Origin of the sequence: Sinorhizobium sp. CB7, from assembly GCF_041357635.1 — a bacterium.
In the GTDB taxonomy this organism is placed as follows: Bacteria; Pseudomonadota; Alphaproteobacteria; order Rhizobiales; family Rhizobiaceae; genus Rhizobium.
This window is the reverse complement of the sequence record NZ_JAULLL010000011.1, coordinates 24,357-40,912: the sequence shown is the minus strand read 5'-3', so window position 1 is coordinate 40,912 and position 16,556 is coordinate 24,357. Positions and strand designations below refer to the sequence as shown.

Sequence of the window (16,556 nt, the reverse complement as noted above, 5' to 3'; positions counted from 1 at the left end):
CAGCCATCTCACGACAATCCTATTCACAGGGTACGACATGACTTCCAAGACAGGTCTTTTTATCGGCATCGGCCTGGCGGCCGGCGACTACGGCCTCTTCAAGGTGGCCGAGGACCATCCCGCGCTGCTCGATCGGCTGGACCATAATGCGGACCTGATCACGCTCGAGGATGGCTACGCTCGGGCAGAGGGAGACGGACCCGACGCCATCCTGCTGGCCAACTGGCTCGGTTCGCGCACCCGCTTCGCCGGCCTGATCGCCGGTGCACCGTTGAATTTCCTGGAACCCTTCCATGTCTCCACGGCTATCGCCACGCTGGACTATGTGACCGAGGGCCGCGCCGGTCTTCTCGTCCAGTCGCTCAAGACAGACCGTGCCGCTGAGGCACGCCTGGCAACGGGATCGCTCAACGGCTTCCCCGGCCTCGGCGAGCAGGCACTCGCCCGGGATCTCGCGGAAGCAATCGACGTCATCCGGCGGCTCTGGGACAGTTAGGAAGACGATGCCGTGATCCGCGACAAGGAAAGCCAAAGGTTCATCGACGGCGCGAAGCTGCGCTACATCGACTTCAAGGGCGAAAATTTCAGCGTTCTTGGGCCATCGATCACGCCGCGACCGCCGCAGGGACAGCCGCTCGTCGCCTGCTCCATTGGACCAGAGGATGATCCCGCATCCGCCGTAGGCTCTGACGTTGTATTCCTGAATGGCTCGGCAGATCACATTTCGGCCCTGTCACGGGGAATTGTCGCGCGGTTTCCCTCCGCGCTACGCTTCGCCGACATCGAAGTCACCACTGCGGTCGAGTCGGATGGTCTGCTCCGGCAGGCCAGGCGATTCGACGACTTGGAGCTCGCCGGAATCCGCTTTGTCGTGACCGACCCCAAACGCGACCTGCAGCTCCTGCTCGAGCGGGTCATCCCGGCGCTCCAGGATACGGGCATCGCTGCGGCGACCAGCGGTACGACATTGCGGCAGCGCCTTGGCCTGCCCGCCGCGCGCAACCGCTACGTTGCTGCTGCGGCCTGATCTCTACAATTAGGATTTCACAGGATGTCTAAGAAACAGGTCATCATCGGAGCCCAGTTTCCGTGCGTCAACAATTTCACTGTCTGGAGCGATCCGCAGGCCGGCAGCCAAATCGCCTTCTCCTCATTCCGGCATTTCGCCGAAACGGTCGAGCGGGGCAAACTCGACTTTATCTTCCTGGCGGAAGGGCTTCGGGTGCGTGAACAAAAGGGACGTTTCCACGAGTTGGACGTCGTGGGTCGCCCGAATACGCTCGCCATCCTGACGGCACTGTCGGGCATCACCAGCAAGGTTGGGCTGATCGGTACGTTGACGACCACCTTCAACGAACCCTATGCGCTGGCGCGGCAGCTCGCCACGCTCGATGCGCTATCGGATGGCCGCGCCGGCTGGAACGTCGTCACCTCGCCCGGCGCCTTCACCGGCGCAAACTTCCGGCGCGGCGACCACCTACCCTTCGCGGAGCGCTACGAACGCGCCCGCGAATTCATCGACGTGGCAAGGACGATCTGGGAAAGCGGCGATTTCGCGCTTCGCTCGAAGCATTTCGACATAGCAGGGCGAACCGACTTGCCGCGATCGCCACAGGGCAGGCCGGTCATCGCCCAGGCGGGCGATTCCGATACCGGCCGCGAGCTTGCCGCAAGCCATGCCGACCTGATCTATTCGCGCCACGGGACATTGGAGGAAGGGCGGGTCTTCTATCGCGACGTCAAATCGAGGCTTTCGAAATACGGCAGGGATGGGAGCGACCTGAAGATCCTGCCCGGTGCCGCCTTCGTGCTCGGCGATAGCGAAGAGGACGCCCGCGAACGGCTTGCGGCGATCAGGCTGCAGCAGGTCAGTCCAAAGAACGCGATCGTGTTCCTGGAGCAGGTTTGGAACCGGGATCTCTCGGCCTATGACCCGGACGGCCCACTGCCGGAGATCGACCCGGACATCGTCTCCGTTGCCCTTTCGCAAGGACGCGCCAACCGGATCGACGACCGGCTTCAGACCGCCCGCACCTGGCGGGAGATCGCCGAACGCGACAAGCTCACCATCCGCCAACTGGTGATCAAGCTAACCGCCCGCCAGCATTTCGTCGGCACGCCGGAGACGGTCGCAAGCGAGATCAATCGCTATGTCCAGGAAGATGCCGCCGACGGTTTCGTCTTCGCACCGCATCTGACGCCCACCGGCTTCGACGAGTTCGTCGAAAAGGTCATTCCCCATCTCCAGGAGAGAGGCGTCTACCGCAGGGATTACCAGGAAGGCACGTTGCGCGGCCATCTCGGGCTGCGGCAGCTGCCTTAGGTGTGACGCATGACCAGGACCTCCGAATTTCTTTGGTACATTCCAAACGATACCCAGGCCGGCCATCGCGGTGATGCCGCCGTCGCCGATCACAACAGCCTTGAAACGCTGGTGAGCCACGCCAAGGCGCTGGAAGACAATGGCTGGCGCGGCGCCCTGATCGGCACCGGCTGGGGAAGGCCGGACACATTCACCGTGGCGACCGCCCTTTGTGCCCGCACCACCAGCTTTGAGCCCCTGATCGCCGTGCGGCCGGGCTACTGGCGTCCAGCCAACTTCGCTTCGGCTGCGGCAACGCTGGACCACCTCAGCCGTGGGCGGGTGCGCGTCAACGTCGTTTCCGGGCTGGACGACCTGGCCGCCTATGGCGACGAGGAAGGCGATCAGGCACAGCGCTATGGGCGCACGAAGGAGTTCATGCGGCTCACCCGCAGGCTTTGGACGGAAGAGAAGGTCACCTTCGAAGGCGAGCATTTTCGCGTGGCAGCATCGACCGTCCAACCCCGCACGGCGGTACGTGGCGACCGGCGTCATCCGGAGCTTTATTTCGGCGGCGCTTCGGAAGCCGCCGAACATGTCGCGGCAACGGAAGCGGACGTCCAGCTGTTTTGGGGCGAGCCGCTCGACGATATCGCGGCACGGATCGAGCGCCTCAGGAAGCTTAGTATTCGTCTCGATCGAGATCTCCCTCCGCTGCAATTTGGCCTTCGCGTCACCACCCTTGTGCGCGACACTGCTGAAGAGGCCTGGAAGGACGCAGAAGCAAAGGTGGCCAAGCTGGCCGCTGGCAAAAGCGGCAAATGGAGTGATCACCGCCAATCGATCGCCGTTGGACAACGACGCCTCTTTGATCTGCAAAGCCGAGGCGACGTGCTTGACGAAAACCTCTACACGGCTCCGGGCAAATTCGGTGCAGGCGGCGCCGGCACGACCTGGCTCGTCGGCTCTGCGGAAGAGGTCGCACGTGCCTTGCGCAAATATCGCGACCTTGGCATTTCCAAATTCATATTGTCAGACACGCCGTATCTTTCGGAGATCGTCAGGCAGGGGAAGACATTGCTTCCACTGCTGCGTTGACGACGAGGCTCATGGCAACGCTTTCGACCGGCCCAAATCCACATTTCATCCCGGTGCCCGGCAGAGACATTGCCGGGCAGATGGAAGATTCGATGATCTCCGGAGCTCGTCCGAATATCTGGTCGACGAGGCAGGAAATCCAATCTACGCGCGAAAGGAAGGAATGTCTTTCGGCTCAACCTTTTGCACCGCTATCGACCAGCAAGCCGATAACGGGGTCTGCCGGAGGCATACCGGCAGGCGCGCGAAGTTCTGCGGAAAGCGCCGGGACGGCGGCAATCAGGTCACGCGTATAGGGATGCCGGGGATCATCGAAGAGGCTCTCGACTGGCCCAGTTTCGACGATCTCGCCGTCCTTCATGACCACGATCCGATGGCTCATATGCTGGACCACGCCGAGGTCGTGCGAGATGAAGAGCATCGACAATCCCAATCGCCCCTGAAGATCGACCAGCAGGTCCAGGACCTGGGCCTGCGTCGTCACATCGAGCGCCGAGACCGGCTCGTCGCAGATCAGCAGTTTGGGCTCTGCCGCAAGTGCCTGGGCAATGGACACGCGCTGCCGCTGGCCGCCGGAAAGCGTGTTCGGCCGTCGTGCCAAAAGCTCAGCCGGCAGGCCGACCCATTCGATCAGTTCGCCGATTTTCCGCCGACGCGCCGGCCGGTCGAGATCGCCGCGCAGCCGCAGCGGCTGATCGAGCAGGCGTTCCACGGTGAAGCGGGGATCGAAGGAGCCGAGAGGGTCCTGGCTGATGGTCTGAATGTGGCGGCGGAGCGGCCGCCGCTCCGCCTCTGCGAGCCCGCTCCATGGCCTGCCCTCGAAAAGCACCTCGCCGCTATCGGGACGCCGCAGCGCCAAGGCGACCTTGCCGAGCGTCGTCTTGCCGGAACCGGATTCCCCGACGATACCAAGCGTTTCACCGCGGCCAACATCGAGCGAGACCTGCCTGACCGCATCGAATCGGCTGCCGTCGGGGCGTTTGAAACCCACCGAGACATTGCGGACCTCCAGCAGCGGCTCGTCTGACCTCACCTCCGGGCGGCGTACCGGCGCACCGTCGGCGATGCTCAGCCACCGGCCTCGGGTCGCTCCCGTCGGCACGGCTGCGAGAAGCCGCCGCGTATAGTCGTGCTGCGGCGCAGACAGCACCTTGCGCGCGGAACCAGCCTCCACCAATCGGCCGCTCTGCATGACGATTAAGCGGTCGGCAAGTTGCATCGCGACGGCGAGATCATGGGTGATGATGAGGACACCATGGCCAGCGCTCGCCAGTTCCTTGAAAACGGCGAGAACCTGCCGTTGGACTGTGACGTCAAGCGCCGTCGTCGGCTCGTCTGCGATCAGCAGACGGGGGTGGGCGGCAAGTGCTGACGCAATCAGCGCTCTTTGCCGCAACCCGCCGGACAATTCGTGCGGATATTGCGCGGCGCGATGATCGGGATCGGGAATGCCGGTCTGGCGGAGCAATTCCTCGACACGTCGCGCCACCTGCGAACGGGGCAGCAGACGATGCGCCAGGATCGGCTCGGCAACCTCCCGGCCGACCGTGCGCAACGGGTCCAGCGAGACCAGCGCGTCCTGGAGCACGAAGCCGATCTCGCGCCCGCGAAGCCGGCGCCAGGATCGCTCCGACAGGTTGAGCAGATCATGTGCGCGTCCGTCGCCGTCGGCAAGCGCCATCGTCTCTGCCTGGATCTCCGCCCGCGATCCGGCAAGGCCGACGATAGCGCGGGCCGTCACCGATTTTCCCGAACCGGATTCGCCGACCAGCGCCAGGATTTCACCGGCCGCGATGTGGAAGGAAATGTCCTTTACTGCCTGAGCGCGGCCGTGCGGCGTCGGGAAAGCGATGCTGAGCCCCTTCACTTCAAGCAACGGGGCGTCGCTTGAAGGAGCTGATGTAGAGCGGCCAGGCAGAATGCTGTTTGGGCTCAACCTATCTCTCCCTTGGATAACAGGGTTTGCAGCCGGCGGCCGAGAAGCGTGATCGAGATCACCGAGATGGCCACGACCGTCGCCGGCAACAGGCTCGCCCACGGCGCAATGTCGAGGAAGTTCCGGCCGTTTGCGAGCAAAGCCCCCCATTCCGGCGCCGGCGGCACGACACCGAGGCCGAGAAAACTGAGCGCCGATGCGGAGAGGATCGCCCCTCCGACGCCGATGGTCGCCAGGATCAACAGCGGGCGGATCGTGTTCGGCACGATATGTCTGGTGATGATCGACCAGGGATGTTCGCCGAGGGTGACGGCGTGCTCGACATAGCCGGACAGCCTGACCTGCAGCACCTGCGAGCGCACCAGCCTGGCATAGGAGGCAATGCTGGAAAGCCCCACGGCGAGCAGCATGTTCATCGGCCCCCGCCCGAGCACGGCGATCACCAGGAGCGCCAGCAGCATTTCGGGAAAGGCGAGCAGAATATCGATCGCTCGGACGAGAAGGCGGCTGATCGCTTTCGGCGCGAGCGCGGCAGCCGTGCCGAGCAGGATGCCGCCGAGCGTAGCTATCAACGTCGCGCCAAGACCGATCGCGAGCGACAGCGAAGTGCCGTGGACGACGCGGGAAAACAGGTCGCGTCCGAGCTCATCCGTGCCGAACCAATGCCTGAGATCCGGGGCCATCAATATCGCGTCCGTATCCACCGCTTCGGGATCGAACACGGTGAACCATTGCGGCGCCAGCACCGCGAAGGCGAGAACCACCACGATGGTAAGCGGTACGAGCAGGCCGGGAGCGAGCCAGGGATTGGCATCAAGACAACCATCCTGGCGCCGGCGCAACGCGGCGTCAAACAGTTCGGCGCTGCTCATCGTGACGTTCTCCTGAGGCGGGGATCGATAAGGAGATAGAGGGCGTCGACCAGAAGGTTGATGACGACGAAGAGACCGGCAGAGAGCATTACAAGGCCCAGCACCAGCGGCATGTCGCGGGTCTTGATCGCCTGCAGAGTGATCTGCCCGATGCCGGATCGGCCGAACACGGTCTCCGTGAGGATGGAGCCGCCGAGCGTGCCGGCGAGAAGCGTGCCGGTCAGGGTGGAGGCGGCGAGTGCGGCATGACGCAGGCCATGGCGAAACCTCAGCAGCGTTTCCCCGACGCCACGCGCGCGCACCGTGAGCGCGAACGGCTGCAAAAGCGCTTCTTCCAGGCCGTCGCGCAGGACCTGGCTCAATAGCGCAGCCAGAGGCAGGCTGAGTGCGATGGCCGGCAACACGAGGGCGGAAAACCCGTCATTGCCCGTCACCGGAAACCATTGCAGCCGGAAGCTGAACACCGACAGCAGCACGATGCCGATCCAGTAGACAGGCGTGCTCAGCACGATGAGCTCGATGCCGGAAAGCGCGGCCGCTAACCCTCTCCTGCGTCCGGCGGTCAACAATGCGATCGTAATCGCCAAAAGGAGCGCAAGGACGACGGCGCCGCCCGCCAGTTGCAGCGTCGGACCGGCGGCCTCCGCTATCACGCCGATGACCGGCTGCCGGTATTGATAGCTCTGGCCGAAATTCCCGAGCAAGGAGTTGCCGATATAGCGCACGTATTGGAGCGCCAGCGGCTGATCCAAGCCATACTGATGCACCAGGGCCGCCCGCTCCGCCTCGTCGACGACATTCTCGCCGCCGGCAAGGATCGACACCGGATCACCCGGTATGAGCTTGACGGCGATGAATGCAATCGTCGCCGCGCCCCAGAGCACGGCAAAGATCACACCCAGCCGCCTTGTGCCGGCAAGGATCAGATTACGGGCTGAGCCAGGCATCGTAGAAATTCGGCTTCGCATTGGTTGCCCAGCTGATGCCCAGAAGCTTCCTGGAGGCGCCAAGCTGATAGGCTGCGACATAAAGCGGCACCGCATAGGCCTGCTCGACGATCTCCGCCTGGACCTCGGCATAGAGCCGTTTTCGCTCTTCATCGCTCGCGCCGATCGCCTTGCTCAGCTTCTCGTCAAGACTGCTGACGCGGGAGAAATCCGAACCTTTCGGCGGGATATAGGCAGAGTGAAAGACTGTGCGCAGAATATCCGGCTCAGCCCGCACATAATAGAAGGAGACGAGATCGTAGTCGTTGACGTTGGTGCGGGCGGTGTAACCGCCAGCATCGACGGGATCGAGCTGAAGATCGAAGCCAGCCTGGCGCACCTGATACTGAGCGGCCTGGGCAAGGGTGACGTCCGAGGCGCCGACGGTAGCGCTGTCGTAGACATAGTGCAAGGTAAGGCGTTGGCCGTCCTTCTTGCGGATGCCATCGGCATCCTTGGCGGCCCATCCGGCCTCGTCAAGCAGGCGGTTGGCCTTCGCCAGATCGAAGCCCCACTTCGCCTTGACGCCCGCATCGTAATAGAGCGTCGAAGGCCCAACGATGTTGTCTGCCGGTTTCAGCGTGCCGAGATAAGCCGCCTTCACCGCCGAGGCGGTATCGGCTGCGCTCTGGAAAGCCTGGCGAACCTTCACGTCATTGAAGGGCGCCTTGGATGTGTTGAGGAAATAGGAATTGTTGACGCCGGGGTTTTCCCGCGTCACTACCTGCAGCTTGTCATTGGCCTGGACCGATCGATAATTTGCGGGAGGAACGGCGTCGATGGCATCGATCTGCCCGCTTGCGAGTGCGCCGAGACGAACGGACGCTTCCGGCAGATATTTGAAATTGATCGCGTGGAAGTGCGCCGGGCCGGTGTGAGTGGCATAGCCCGGGCCCCAATTATAGTCGGCGCGCCGGCTGAGCTTGCTGCCGCTGCCTTTGACGAAACTGTCGAGCACATAGGGTCCAGAGCCGACGACGGTGTTGGTGGTGCTCGTCGCCTTCTGCAGATAGGAAGGTGATTGAATTCCGAGATAAGGAAGGCTGAGACCTTGCAGCAGCGGCGCGAAGGACTTGGCATATCGGATGACGAGGGTATTGGCATCCGGCGCCTCGATGCTCTCGACCGGACCGAGCAGCGACTTCGCATAGCTGGATGTCGTCTTGGGATCGAGAATGCGATCGAAATTGTATTTGACTGCTGCGGCATCGAGGCCTGTGCCGTCGCTGAAGGTTACGCCCTGGCGCAGGTGAAATGTGTAGACCGTGTTGTCGTCATTGATTTCCCAGCGTTCGGCCAGCCAAGGGGTAAAGCTGTTGTCCGGTGCCTGCCCGACCAGGGAATCGACAAGATTGCGGGTGATCACCGCGGTGATCGAACTGCCGGTGATCGACGGGTCGATGATCGCCGTATCGGTCCCGAGCCCGACATTGAGGGTCCCGCCATCGACGGGCTTGGCAGCATCGGCACCGGCCCAGGCACTGCTTGTGGCCATGGCGAGAAGAGAAGCCACCACAGCCGCGCGAAGACGACCGCGCCTGGAAAGTTTGACGATTTTACCACTCATGATCCCATCCTGTGTCTTAAAACGAGCGTGATTGCCGGCATCGGCATTTCACCCACGACGATAATTGTCTATTAATTTAGTGGACAAAAGGAATTCTAGTTCTTTGTGTAGCGGTGTCGGAAAATTCCAGTTCTGAGCGTCCCGGTCGAAAAAGCGTACGGCACTCTTCGATGGCAATTTATTGCGTGCCTCTGTCCGGCGCTTTCTTAGAGTGGGGCTCGATTGACAGGGAAAGCCATGACACCGTTGCAACTGAAGCTGAAGCCGGAACGCCGCACGCTAGCCATTACCTGGGAGGGCGGCGACATTTCTCTCCTTCCCGCCTCTGAACTCCGTCGGCGCAGCCGCGCCGCCCAGGCGGTACGCGCCTCCCTCGACGGGCGCGAGGCGAGCTTCGACGACATCACGGTGACGGGCATAGAGCCGATCGGCTCCTATGCCGTCAGACTGGTTTTCTCGGATGGGCACGATCGCGGGATCTATCCCTGGCAATATTTGCGCGAAATCGCCGATTCATTGGCTTGAGGAATCATGCATGGATAATTTTGTAGAAGGCCTGTCCGAGGTCGAGTGCGACGTGCTGGTGATCGGCGGCGGCACGGCCGGGCCGATGGCGGCGCTCAAGGCAAAGCAGCACAATCCCAACCTGAACGTCATTCTGCTGGAGAAGGCAAACGTCAAGCGCTCGGGCGCGATCTCCATGGGCATGGACGGGCTGAACAATGCCGTCGTGCCGGGCTACGCGACCCCCGAGCAGTACACCAAGGAAATCACCATCGCCAATGACGGCATCGTCGATCAGGCGCCGGTCTACAAATATGCCTCGCGATGCTACGAGATCATCGAGGAGCTGGATCGCTTCGGCATCCGCTTCCAGAAAAACGCCAACGGCGATTTCGATCTCAAAAAGGTGCATCACCTCGGCACCTACGTGCTGCCGATGCCGAATGGCGATACCGTCAAGAAGGCGCTCTATCGGCAATTGCGCCGTGAGCGCATCCTTATCTCAAACCGCTACATGGCGACGCGGCTCTTGACGGCGAAGGACGGGCGGATCGCCGGGGCGATCGCCGTCAACACGCGCTCGGCGGAATTTCTCGTTCTGCGCGCCAAGACCGTGATCCTCTGCATGGGCGCGGCGGGGCGGCTCGGCCTGCCCCATTCCGGATATCTCTTCGGCACCTATGAGAACCCGACCAATTCCGGCGACGGCTATGCCATGGCCTATCATGCCGGTGCCGCGCTTGCGAACCTCGAATGCTACCAGATCAACCCGCTGATCAAGGACTATAACGGACCCGCCTGCGCCTATGTCGCAGGCCCGTTCGGCGCCTATACCGCCAACAGCGAAGGCAACCGTTTCATCGAAAGCGACTACTGGTCGGGCCAGATGATGCAGGAATTCTACAACGAACTGCAGTCCGGCAAGGGGCCGGTCTTTCTGAAGCTCAACCATCTGCACCACGACACGGTCGGCGAGATCGAGCAGATCCTGCACAAGGTCGAGCGGCCCTCGCGCGGACGCTTCCATGAGGCGCGCGGCACCGATTACCGTGAGAAGATGATCGAGATGCACATCTCCGAAATCGGCTTCTGTTCCGGCCACAGCGCCTCAGGCGTTTTCGTCGATGAGTTCGCGCGCACCACGGTTGAAGGCCTCTATGCGGCGGGCGACATGGCGAACGTGCCGCACAATTACATGCTCGGCGCCTTTACCAACGGCGCCGTTGCCGGAGAGCATGCGGCCGACGTCGCCGCGCAAACCGAGCTTCCCGATTATGATCCTGAATTTGTCGCACGAGAGCGCGAACGCGTGCTGGCGCCGACGCGGCGCGATGACGGCATTCCGCCCAACCAGCTGGAATACAAGGCGCGCCGCCTGGTCAACGACTACCTGCAGCCGCCGAAGGTGACGGCGAAGATGCAGATCGGCCAGCAGCGGCTCAGCGAAGTCCGCGACGATCTGGAAACCGCGCTTGTCGCCCGCGACGCGCATGAACTGATGCGGGCGCTCGAGGTCTCCTCCATCCTCGACTGCGCCGAAATGGCCGCCCACGCCTCGCTTTTCCGCACCGAAAGCCGCTGGGGCCTCTACCACAATCGCGTCGATTACCCTGAGAAGGATGACGACAACTGGTTCTGCCACACGCTTCTCAGGAAAATCGACGGCCGCATGGTCTCGGAGAAGCGCAAGGTGGAGCCCTATGTCGTCCCGATCGAGACCGAAGAACGGACGGCCTACGACCGTCTGCGTGTTCAAAAGCAAGCCTGACAGGAAGATCCATGCCTCTCGCCCTCTCCCCGAGCCCAGTCCCCGTGATTGTCGATGACGCCAAATGCATCGCCGACAAGGGCTGCACGGTCTGCGTCGACGTCTGCCCACTCGATGTCCTGCGCATCAGCGATTTGACCGGCAAGGCCTATATGAAATTCGACGAATGCTGGTACTGCATGCCCTGCGAAACCGACTGCCCGACCGGGGCCGTCACCGTCAACATTCCCTACCTATTGCGTTGATATGAGCGCTTTTGAACCTTTCGAAGCCTTTGGCGATATCGAGGCCATTGCCCAACGCCTCTTGGATGCGGATGCCGCCATCCGCCGCCTCGCCGTGATCGAGCTTGCGGAAACCGCAAGTCCCGAGGCGCTGCCGCATCTGATCGAGGCGGCCGGCGATGCCAGCGAAAATGTCCGCCTCCAGGCGGCGATCGCTCTCGCCGAATTTGACGGCGCCGGTGCCGCCGGCGGCCTGGCGCGGCTGGTCGTCGACGACGATCCGTCGGTCGCGCAGGCTGCGGCCGACGGCTTGGCGGAGCTGAAAAAGCAGGAGGCCGGCGGCGGCTTGCTGCCGCTGCTGGATCACGCCAGCGCCTTCGTGCGCGCCGCGGCGTTTCGTGGATTGAAGGGGCTACGGCTGCGGGATGCGCTCGGCCCCGCCCTCATTGCGCTGCGCGACGCGGACGCATCGGTGCGGGTGCAGGCGCTCGGCACGATCGCCTATCTCAAGCTCGACTCGACGCTCCCCTCCCTGATTGCGGCAACGCGCGACGAGGACGTCGAAGTGCGTGCCGCGGCCGTCAATGCTTTGACGTTCACGGCGCAGCCGGCTGCGGCCGAAGCGGTGGCCGCAGCTCTCGGCGATGCGAACTGGCAGGTCCGGGCGGCGGCGGCGGAATCGCTCGGCCGCATCGGCCATGCCTCGGCGGTCGAAGCGCTCAGCAAGGCGCTTTCCGACGACTATTGGCAGGTGCAGCAAAAATCGCTCAATGCCCTCGGCAAGCTGAAGGCGGAGACCGCCCTGCTCCGGATCACCCTTCTGCTCGAAAACGGCATGCCCACCCTGCGCAAGGAAGCGGCAGCCGCCCTTGGCGAGATCGGCAGTCCCCGGGCCAGCGAAGCGCTGGCCGCGCATATCGACGATCCCGATCCCGATGTGCGCAAGACCGTGCGCTGGGCGCTGACCCGCCTCGCTTAGCAAGTGGCGATAGGCGGCGCTTAGGCGCCGCCCTTCGACACCATCGCCATCAGTAGATGCGGCCGCTCGATGCGAATGTGCCGCGGCGTGACCGTCAGCAATCCTTCCTTCTGAAAACGCTTCATCATCATCGTCACCCACTGCCGGGTGGAGCCGACCATGGCCGCGATCTGGTCATGGGTCACCTTCGCATTGATGATAACGGCATGCCCGTCCCTGACGCCGTGCAGCTTGCCGAGATTCGTCAGAAACTGTGCCAGCCGCTCGATGACCGAGCGGGTGCCGAGCATCTGGGCCATGGCCGAATAGCTTTTGCCCTTCGACGCCAGGCCCTGGATAAGACAGAGCGCGAAATTGGGCAGTTCGACGATCAGCTTACGCAAGACAGGACCGGGCAGAAACAGAATCTCGCAATCATCCATGGCCTCGCCCGACCAGATATGCGTGCCGCCGCCGGTCATCTCCGGCCCGCCGATGAAATTGCCCGGCGTCCAATAGGCCAGCGTGATCTCGCGGCCGGAAGGAGCCGAATAGAAAACGCGCACCGAGCCGCGTTCGATGATGAAGACGCCGCCATGCCGGTCACCCTGCGTGAAGATCGTTTCCCCGGCGGAGAAGCTGAGCTGGCGCCCATGACTGCGCAAAACAGTCCATTCATCCGGCTTGAGCGGGTCGAGGAAATGCGCGCCCTCGTCCAGCCCATCGACGGTCTCGCTTAGAAACAACGACTGGGCGCCGGGCAGGATGGCCTGTGGCGGCAGCTCGGGGCTTGTTTCGCGCAATCCGCGTTTCGGTTCCGGCCTTGCGATTTCGAAATCCAAGCTCATCGATAGCCCTCTCTGGTGTCGAATGAGCGATTTAATAAATATAAAATCTATGGACTATAAAGAAATATATTTGCGTATTCGCCACCGAAAGTGGTCGTTTATCGCCGAAAATCTCAGCAATCTATCCAGGCGAGGGACGAATAAATCACTGTAATCGTTCATCTAAATACTCCGACCTCTATCCCCATCGTTCCCTTCCGGACGCCCGGCGCCGACGTGGCGCCATGCCAATGCAAATTAATTGCTTCCGCCGTCGTCAGCCTCGCCACATAAATTTGCGCGACCTCGGCGGTGAAACAGCTGCTGCCGGTCGGCAAGAATTCGGAGATTCCCCGCCGCGAGGCGACGGGCAATAGATGGGGTGGCACAATGCATTTTCGCTTAACATTGGCAGCCGCAGCCTTGGCTGCGACCAGTTTCCTCGGCACGGCGCATGCGGAAACCATTCGCGTCGCCATCGGAACGCAAGACACCACGATCAATACCGCGACCGGCGGCCTCCTGATCCGGGAACTCAACCTTCTCGAAAAATACCTGCCGCATGACGGCAAGTACAAGGATGCCACCTACGACATCCAGTGGAAGAATTTTACCAGCGGCGCGCCGATCACCAACGAGCAGATCGCCGGCAAGCTCGATTTCGGAGTGATGGCGGACTTCCCCGGCTCCTTCAACGGCCTGGCGCATCTGAAGGCGGGACGCAGGAGCCTGTTCATCTCGGTCCTTTCCGGCAGCGTCAAAGGAAGCGGCAACGGCATCGTCGTGCCGACGGATTCCCCGATCCAGTCCATCTCCGAATTGAAAGGCAAGACGATTTCAGTTCCCTTTGCCTCGACCTTGCATGGCCTGCTGCTGCGCGCCATCAAGGCTGAGGGCTGGGATCCTGAAAAGGATGTCAACATCATCGCCCAGGCGCCTGAAGTGGCCGGCGCCGCCCTCAAATCCAACCAGATCGAGGCGCATGCCGACTTCGTGCCCTTTGCGGAGCTTTATCCCTGGCGCGGCTTCGCGCGAAAGATCTATGATGGCTCGCAGGCGAACGGCCCCACCTTCCATGGCGCGCTGGTTGATGCGGACTATGCCGAAAAATATCCAGAGGTCGTCACCGCCTATCTGCGCGCAGCACTCGAAGCCGATCAGCTGATCGCCCGGGAACCGGAAAAATACAGCGAGCTCATTGCCAAGGTGACCGGCGTCGAAGCGGAGGTGGACTATCTCTTTCACGGCCCGCTCGGTCTCCAGACCCGTGACCTGACCTGGAAGCCGGAATACCGGCAGGCCGTCGGCACCGCGATCGAAACCCTGCAATATCTGAAGAAAGCCGATAGCGGGCTCGACGTCGGCACATTCATCGACGACCGCTTCATCAAGGCCGCCTTCAAGGCCTCGGGTCTCGACTATGAAGCAAGCCTGAAAAATTACGATCAGCTTCCGCTCGACGCCAAGGACGCGGCAACCGGCGAACCGATCAAGGATCCGAAGCGCGTCGCCGAAATCTGGGTCAAGGACGAACCGCTCGTCCGCCACTACGCCACGGCCGAAAATGCCTTCAAGGCCTTGAAGGGGCTAGAAGGCGAAGGCAAGGCCATCCGCGTCTTCTATGCCCAGGATCGGGAAAGCGGCATCAAGCTGCTCGGTAACCAGGCCTGGTTCGTGCGCGGCGACAACGGCGAGGTCAGCGCCTTCCTGCTCAAGGACAATGCCGAGAGCTGGGCCAAGGCGCGTGGCGGCGCCGTGCTCGATTTCGCCGGCGCCAGATCCTCGGTCGTGGCAAGCAACTGAGGCCGATAATGACGACGTGGACGCACCCTGACTACGGATCTTGGCTGCGCCGCGCCGGATCGATCGCCGTCTGCCTGCTCCTGTGGCAGATGGCGTCCACCCTGCGGCTCGATCTCGGCCTAGTCACCTTCCGAAACGTGCCTTCGCCAGTGGAGGTACTTGCCGCAGCCCTGGGGTTTCTCCAGTCGCCGAAACTGTTCGCGCATGTTTCCAGCAGTCTTGAAAGGGTGTTTGCCGGATACGCGATCGCCGCCGTCGCCGGCATCGCCTTCGGCCTGGTCATCGGCCGGTCGCGAAAAGTCGGAGATTTCCTGCTCGCGCCCCTCGAGCTCTTGCGGCCGATCCCGGCCGTCGCCTGGATCCCTCTCGCCGTGCTGATGTTTCCGTCGTCCGAATTGTCGATGATCTTCATCACCTTCACCGGCGCCTTGTTTCCCATTCTGCTCAATACGGTTCACGGGGTCGAAGGCGTCGATCCGCGCCTGATCGCAGCCGCCCGCAGTCTCGGCAGCACCCGCCGCGCGATGCTGTTCGAGGTCATTCTTCCAGGGGCGGCGCCGAGCATCGTCACCGGCCTTGCCATCGGCATGGGCACGTCGTGGTTCTGCCTGGTGACGGCCGAGATGATCTCCGGGCAATTCGGCATCGGCTACTACACCTGGGAAGCCTATACCTTGCAGAATTACCCCGAGATCATCGTAGGCATGGCAGTGATCGGCGTGCTCGGCATGGGCAGCAGCACCCTGCTGCGTGCCCTGGGCAACGCCCTCATTCCCTGGCAGAAAAAGGAAACGGCACGATGAACAGCCACCAGCGCCTGGTGCGATCGGAAACCGGACGCATCCTCGCAGACCGGGTCTCCATCCGCCTCGGCAAGGGCAAGGCCGCTTTCGAAGCGGTCTCGGATGTCAGTTTCTCCGTCGCGCCCGGCGAGTTCGTCTGCCTGCTCGGCCCGTCCGGCTGCGGGAAATCGACGCTTCTCGGCGCGCTCGCCGGCCATATCGACATTGCCGGTGGCCAGCTGGACGTCGATGGCACTCAAGTGCGGGGACCACACCCCGAACGCGGCATCGTCTTTCAGCACCACACCCTGTTTCCCTGGAAGAGCGCACGCGACAACGTTGCCTTCGGGCCGAAGATGCGCGGCGTCGGAAAGGAACAGCGCCGGCGCGAGGCGCAGAGAATGCTTGACCTCGTCGGCCTGAACGGCTTTGCCGATCGCTTTCCCGCCCAGCTTTCCGGCGGCATGCAGCAGCGGGTGGAAATCGCCCGCGTCCTCGTCAACCAGCCGCGACTCCTGCTGATGGATGAGCCCTTCGGCGCGCTCGACGCCCTGACACGGCTGAAGATGCAGGAACTGCTGCTCGCCATTTGGGAACAGTTCCGCAAGACCATCCTGTTCGTGACACACGATATCGACGAGGCGCTCCTCCTGGCGGACCGGATCATCGTAATGAAGGCGCAGCCCGGCCGCATCCACGAAGAGATCGCCGTCCCCTTCCCGCGACCGCGTTCGACCGACATCGTCGCGTCGCCTGAGTTTTCACGGCTGAAGCGCCATTGCCTCGAACTGCTCCATGAGAACACTGGCGCCGACACTCTTCCCCGCCTTACACCGCTTGGGTTGGGGAGAGCAGTCTAATGGGACTCATGAAATTGTAGTTTCGGCGCCGGCATCTTTTTTCGACGGGCTGTTCGGATCGCTGCAAGC

General features: G+C 62.5%; 16 protein-coding genes. 11 read left to right on the top strand and 5 right to left on the bottom strand.

The features are described 5' to 3' along the window. Nucleotides 1-37 precede the first annotated feature (37 nt). The 4 genes from AAE029_RS20980 to AAE029_RS20965 are packed head-to-tail and all read left to right on the top strand — an operon-like array spanning nt 38 to nt 3,400. Nucleotides 38-496, top strand: a complete 459-nt coding sequence (locus tag AAE029_RS20980; protein WP_371074832.1) for an LLM class flavin-dependent oxidoreductase — start codon at nt 38-40, stop codon at nt 494-496. Between the two features lie 12 nt (nt 497-508). Beyond that, entirely contained in the window at nt 509-1,027 is a 519-nt protein-coding gene (locus AAE029_RS20975; RefSeq protein ID WP_371074831.1) for a hypothetical protein, read from the top strand. A gap of 24 nt (nt 1,028-1,051) precedes the next feature. After that, nucleotides 1,052-2,323: an LLM class flavin-dependent oxidoreductase gene (locus AAE029_RS20970; protein WP_371074830.1), complete on the top strand. Its 1,272-nt coding sequence runs from the start codon at nt 1,052-1,054 to the stop codon at nt 2,321-2,323. A 9-nt stretch (nt 2,324-2,332) separates the two neighbouring features. After that, nucleotides 2,333-3,400 (top strand): LLM class flavin-dependent oxidoreductase, encoded by a 1,068-nt coding sequence (locus AAE029_RS20965; protein ID WP_371074829.1) that lies wholly within the window; start codon nt 2,333-2,335, stop codon nt 3,398-3,400. A gap of 175 nt (nt 3,401-3,575) precedes the next feature. Here the strand turns inward: AAE029_RS20965 and AAE029_RS20960 are convergent, their stop codons facing one another. Genes AAE029_RS20960 through AAE029_RS20945 form a run of 4 tightly spaced genes read right to left on the bottom strand, consistent with a single transcriptional unit; the run spans nt 3,576 to nt 8,761 of the window. Further along, on the bottom strand, nt 3,576-5,336 hold the full coding sequence (locus AAE029_RS20960; protein ID WP_371074828.1) for a dipeptide ABC transporter ATP-binding protein: 1,761 nt from the start codon (nt 5,334-5,336) through the stop codon (nt 3,576-3,578). After that, nucleotides 5,333-6,208, bottom strand: coding sequence for an ABC transporter permease (locus AAE029_RS20955; RefSeq protein ID WP_371074827.1), 876 nt, complete (start codon nt 6,206-6,208; stop codon nt 5,333-5,335). The genes AAE029_RS20960 and AAE029_RS20955 overlap by 4 nt, the downstream gene beginning before the upstream one ends. After that, nucleotides 6,205-7,155, bottom strand: coding sequence for an ABC transporter permease (locus AAE029_RS20950; RefSeq protein ID WP_371074826.1), 951 nt, complete (start codon nt 7,153-7,155; stop codon nt 6,205-6,207). Before AAE029_RS20950 ends, AAE029_RS20955 begins: the two co-directional genes overlap by 4 nt. Beyond that, nucleotides 7,136-8,761: an ABC transporter substrate-binding protein gene (locus AAE029_RS20945; RefSeq protein ID WP_371074825.1), complete on the bottom strand. Its 1,626-nt coding sequence runs from the start codon at nt 8,759-8,761 to the stop codon at nt 7,136-7,138. Before AAE029_RS20945 ends, AAE029_RS20950 begins: the two co-directional genes overlap by 20 nt. 237 nt (nt 8,762-8,998) lie before the next feature. Between AAE029_RS20945 and AAE029_RS20940 the strand changes: the two genes are divergently transcribed. From AAE029_RS20940 to AAE029_RS20925, 4 genes are read left to right on the top strand one after another with little or no spacing between them, the layout of a single operon-like run. After that, complete coding sequence (locus AAE029_RS20940) at nt 8,999-9,286, top strand: DUF971 domain-containing protein (RefSeq protein WP_371074824.1); 288 nt, start codon at nt 8,999-9,001, stop codon at nt 9,284-9,286. Between the two features lie 10 nt (nt 9,287-9,296). Beyond that, nucleotides 9,297-11,033: a fumarate reductase/succinate dehydrogenase flavoprotein subunit gene (locus AAE029_RS20935; RefSeq protein WP_371074823.1), complete on the top strand. Its 1,737-nt coding sequence runs from the start codon at nt 9,297-9,299 to the stop codon at nt 11,031-11,033. Nucleotides 11,034-11,044: 11 nt separating this feature from the next. Next, a complete protein-coding gene (locus AAE029_RS20930) occupies nt 11,045-11,278 on the top strand; it encodes a ferredoxin family protein (RefSeq protein ID WP_371074822.1) in 234 nt (77 codons plus the stop codon). Between the two features lies 1 nt (nt 11,279). After that, nucleotides 11,280-12,236, top strand: coding sequence for a HEAT repeat domain-containing protein (locus tag AAE029_RS20925; RefSeq protein ID WP_371074821.1), 957 nt, complete (start codon nt 11,280-11,282; stop codon nt 12,234-12,236). Nucleotides 12,237-12,256: 20 nt separating this feature from the next. Here the strand turns inward: AAE029_RS20925 and AAE029_RS20920 are convergent, their stop codons facing one another. Further along, complete coding sequence (locus AAE029_RS20920) at nt 12,257-13,063, bottom strand: Crp/Fnr family transcriptional regulator (RefSeq protein ID WP_371074820.1); 807 nt, start codon at nt 13,061-13,063, stop codon at nt 12,257-12,259. Nucleotides 13,064-13,432: 369 nt separating this feature from the next. Between AAE029_RS20920 and AAE029_RS20915 the strand changes: the two genes are divergently transcribed. Genes AAE029_RS20915 through AAE029_RS20905 form a run of 3 tightly spaced genes read left to right on the top strand, consistent with a single transcriptional unit; the run spans nt 13,433 to nt 16,487 of the window. Continuing rightward, nucleotides 13,433-14,845: an ABC transporter substrate-binding protein gene (locus AAE029_RS20915; protein WP_371074819.1), complete on the top strand. Its 1,413-nt coding sequence runs from the start codon at nt 13,433-13,435 to the stop codon at nt 14,843-14,845. A gap of 8 nt (nt 14,846-14,853) precedes the next feature. Continuing rightward, entirely contained in the window at nt 14,854-15,648 is a 795-nt protein-coding gene (locus AAE029_RS20910) for an ABC transporter permease (RefSeq protein ID WP_371074818.1), read from the top strand. Further along, nucleotides 15,645-16,487, top strand: coding sequence for an ABC transporter ATP-binding protein (locus AAE029_RS20905; RefSeq protein WP_371074817.1), 843 nt, complete (start codon nt 15,645-15,647; stop codon nt 16,485-16,487). The genes AAE029_RS20910 and AAE029_RS20905 overlap by 4 nt, the downstream gene beginning before the upstream one ends. Nucleotides 16,488-16,556: the final 69 nt, after the last annotated feature.

Coding starts and splice junctions, on each gene's coding strand:
- AAE029_RS20980 (WP_371074832.1), top strand. CDS start 38: ATGACTTCCAAGACAGGTCTTTTTATCGGCATCGGCCTGGCGGCCGGC.
- AAE029_RS20970 (WP_371074830.1), top strand. CDS start 1,052: ATGTCTAAGAAACAGGTCATCATCGGAGCCCAGTTTCCGTGCGTCAAC.
- AAE029_RS20965 (WP_371074829.1), top strand. CDS start 2,333: ATGACCAGGACCTCCGAATTTCTTTGGTACATTCCAAACGATACCCAG.
- AAE029_RS20955 (WP_371074827.1), bottom strand. CDS start 6,208: ATGAGCAGCGCCGAACTGTTTGACGCCGCGTTGCGCCGGCGCCAGGAT.
- AAE029_RS20950 (WP_371074826.1), bottom strand. CDS start 7,155: ATGCCTGGCTCAGCCCGTAATCTGATCCTTGCCGGCACAAGGCGGCTG.
- AAE029_RS20945 (WP_371074825.1), bottom strand. CDS start 8,761: ATGAGTGGTAAAATCGTCAAACTTTCCAGGCGCGGTCGTCTTCGCGCG.
- AAE029_RS20940 (WP_371074824.1), top strand. CDS start 8,999: ATGACACCGTTGCAACTGAAGCTGAAGCCGGAACGCCGCACGCTAGCC.
- AAE029_RS20935 (WP_371074823.1), top strand. CDS start 9,297: ATGGATAATTTTGTAGAAGGCCTGTCCGAGGTCGAGTGCGACGTGCTG.
- AAE029_RS20930 (WP_371074822.1), top strand. CDS start 11,045: ATGCCTCTCGCCCTCTCCCCGAGCCCAGTCCCCGTGATTGTCGATGAC.
- AAE029_RS20925 (WP_371074821.1), top strand. CDS start 11,280: ATGAGCGCTTTTGAACCTTTCGAAGCCTTTGGCGATATCGAGGCCATT.
- AAE029_RS20920 (WP_371074820.1), bottom strand. CDS start 13,063: ATGAGCTTGGATTTCGAAATCGCAAGGCCGGAACCGAAACGCGGATTG.
- AAE029_RS20915 (WP_371074819.1), top strand. CDS start 13,433: ATGCATTTTCGCTTAACATTGGCAGCCGCAGCCTTGGCTGCGACCAGT.
- AAE029_RS20910 (WP_371074818.1), top strand. CDS start 14,854: ATGACGACGTGGACGCACCCTGACTACGGATCTTGGCTGCGCCGCGCC.
- AAE029_RS20905 (WP_371074817.1), top strand. CDS start 15,645: ATGAACAGCCACCAGCGCCTGGTGCGATCGGAAACCGGACGCATCCTC.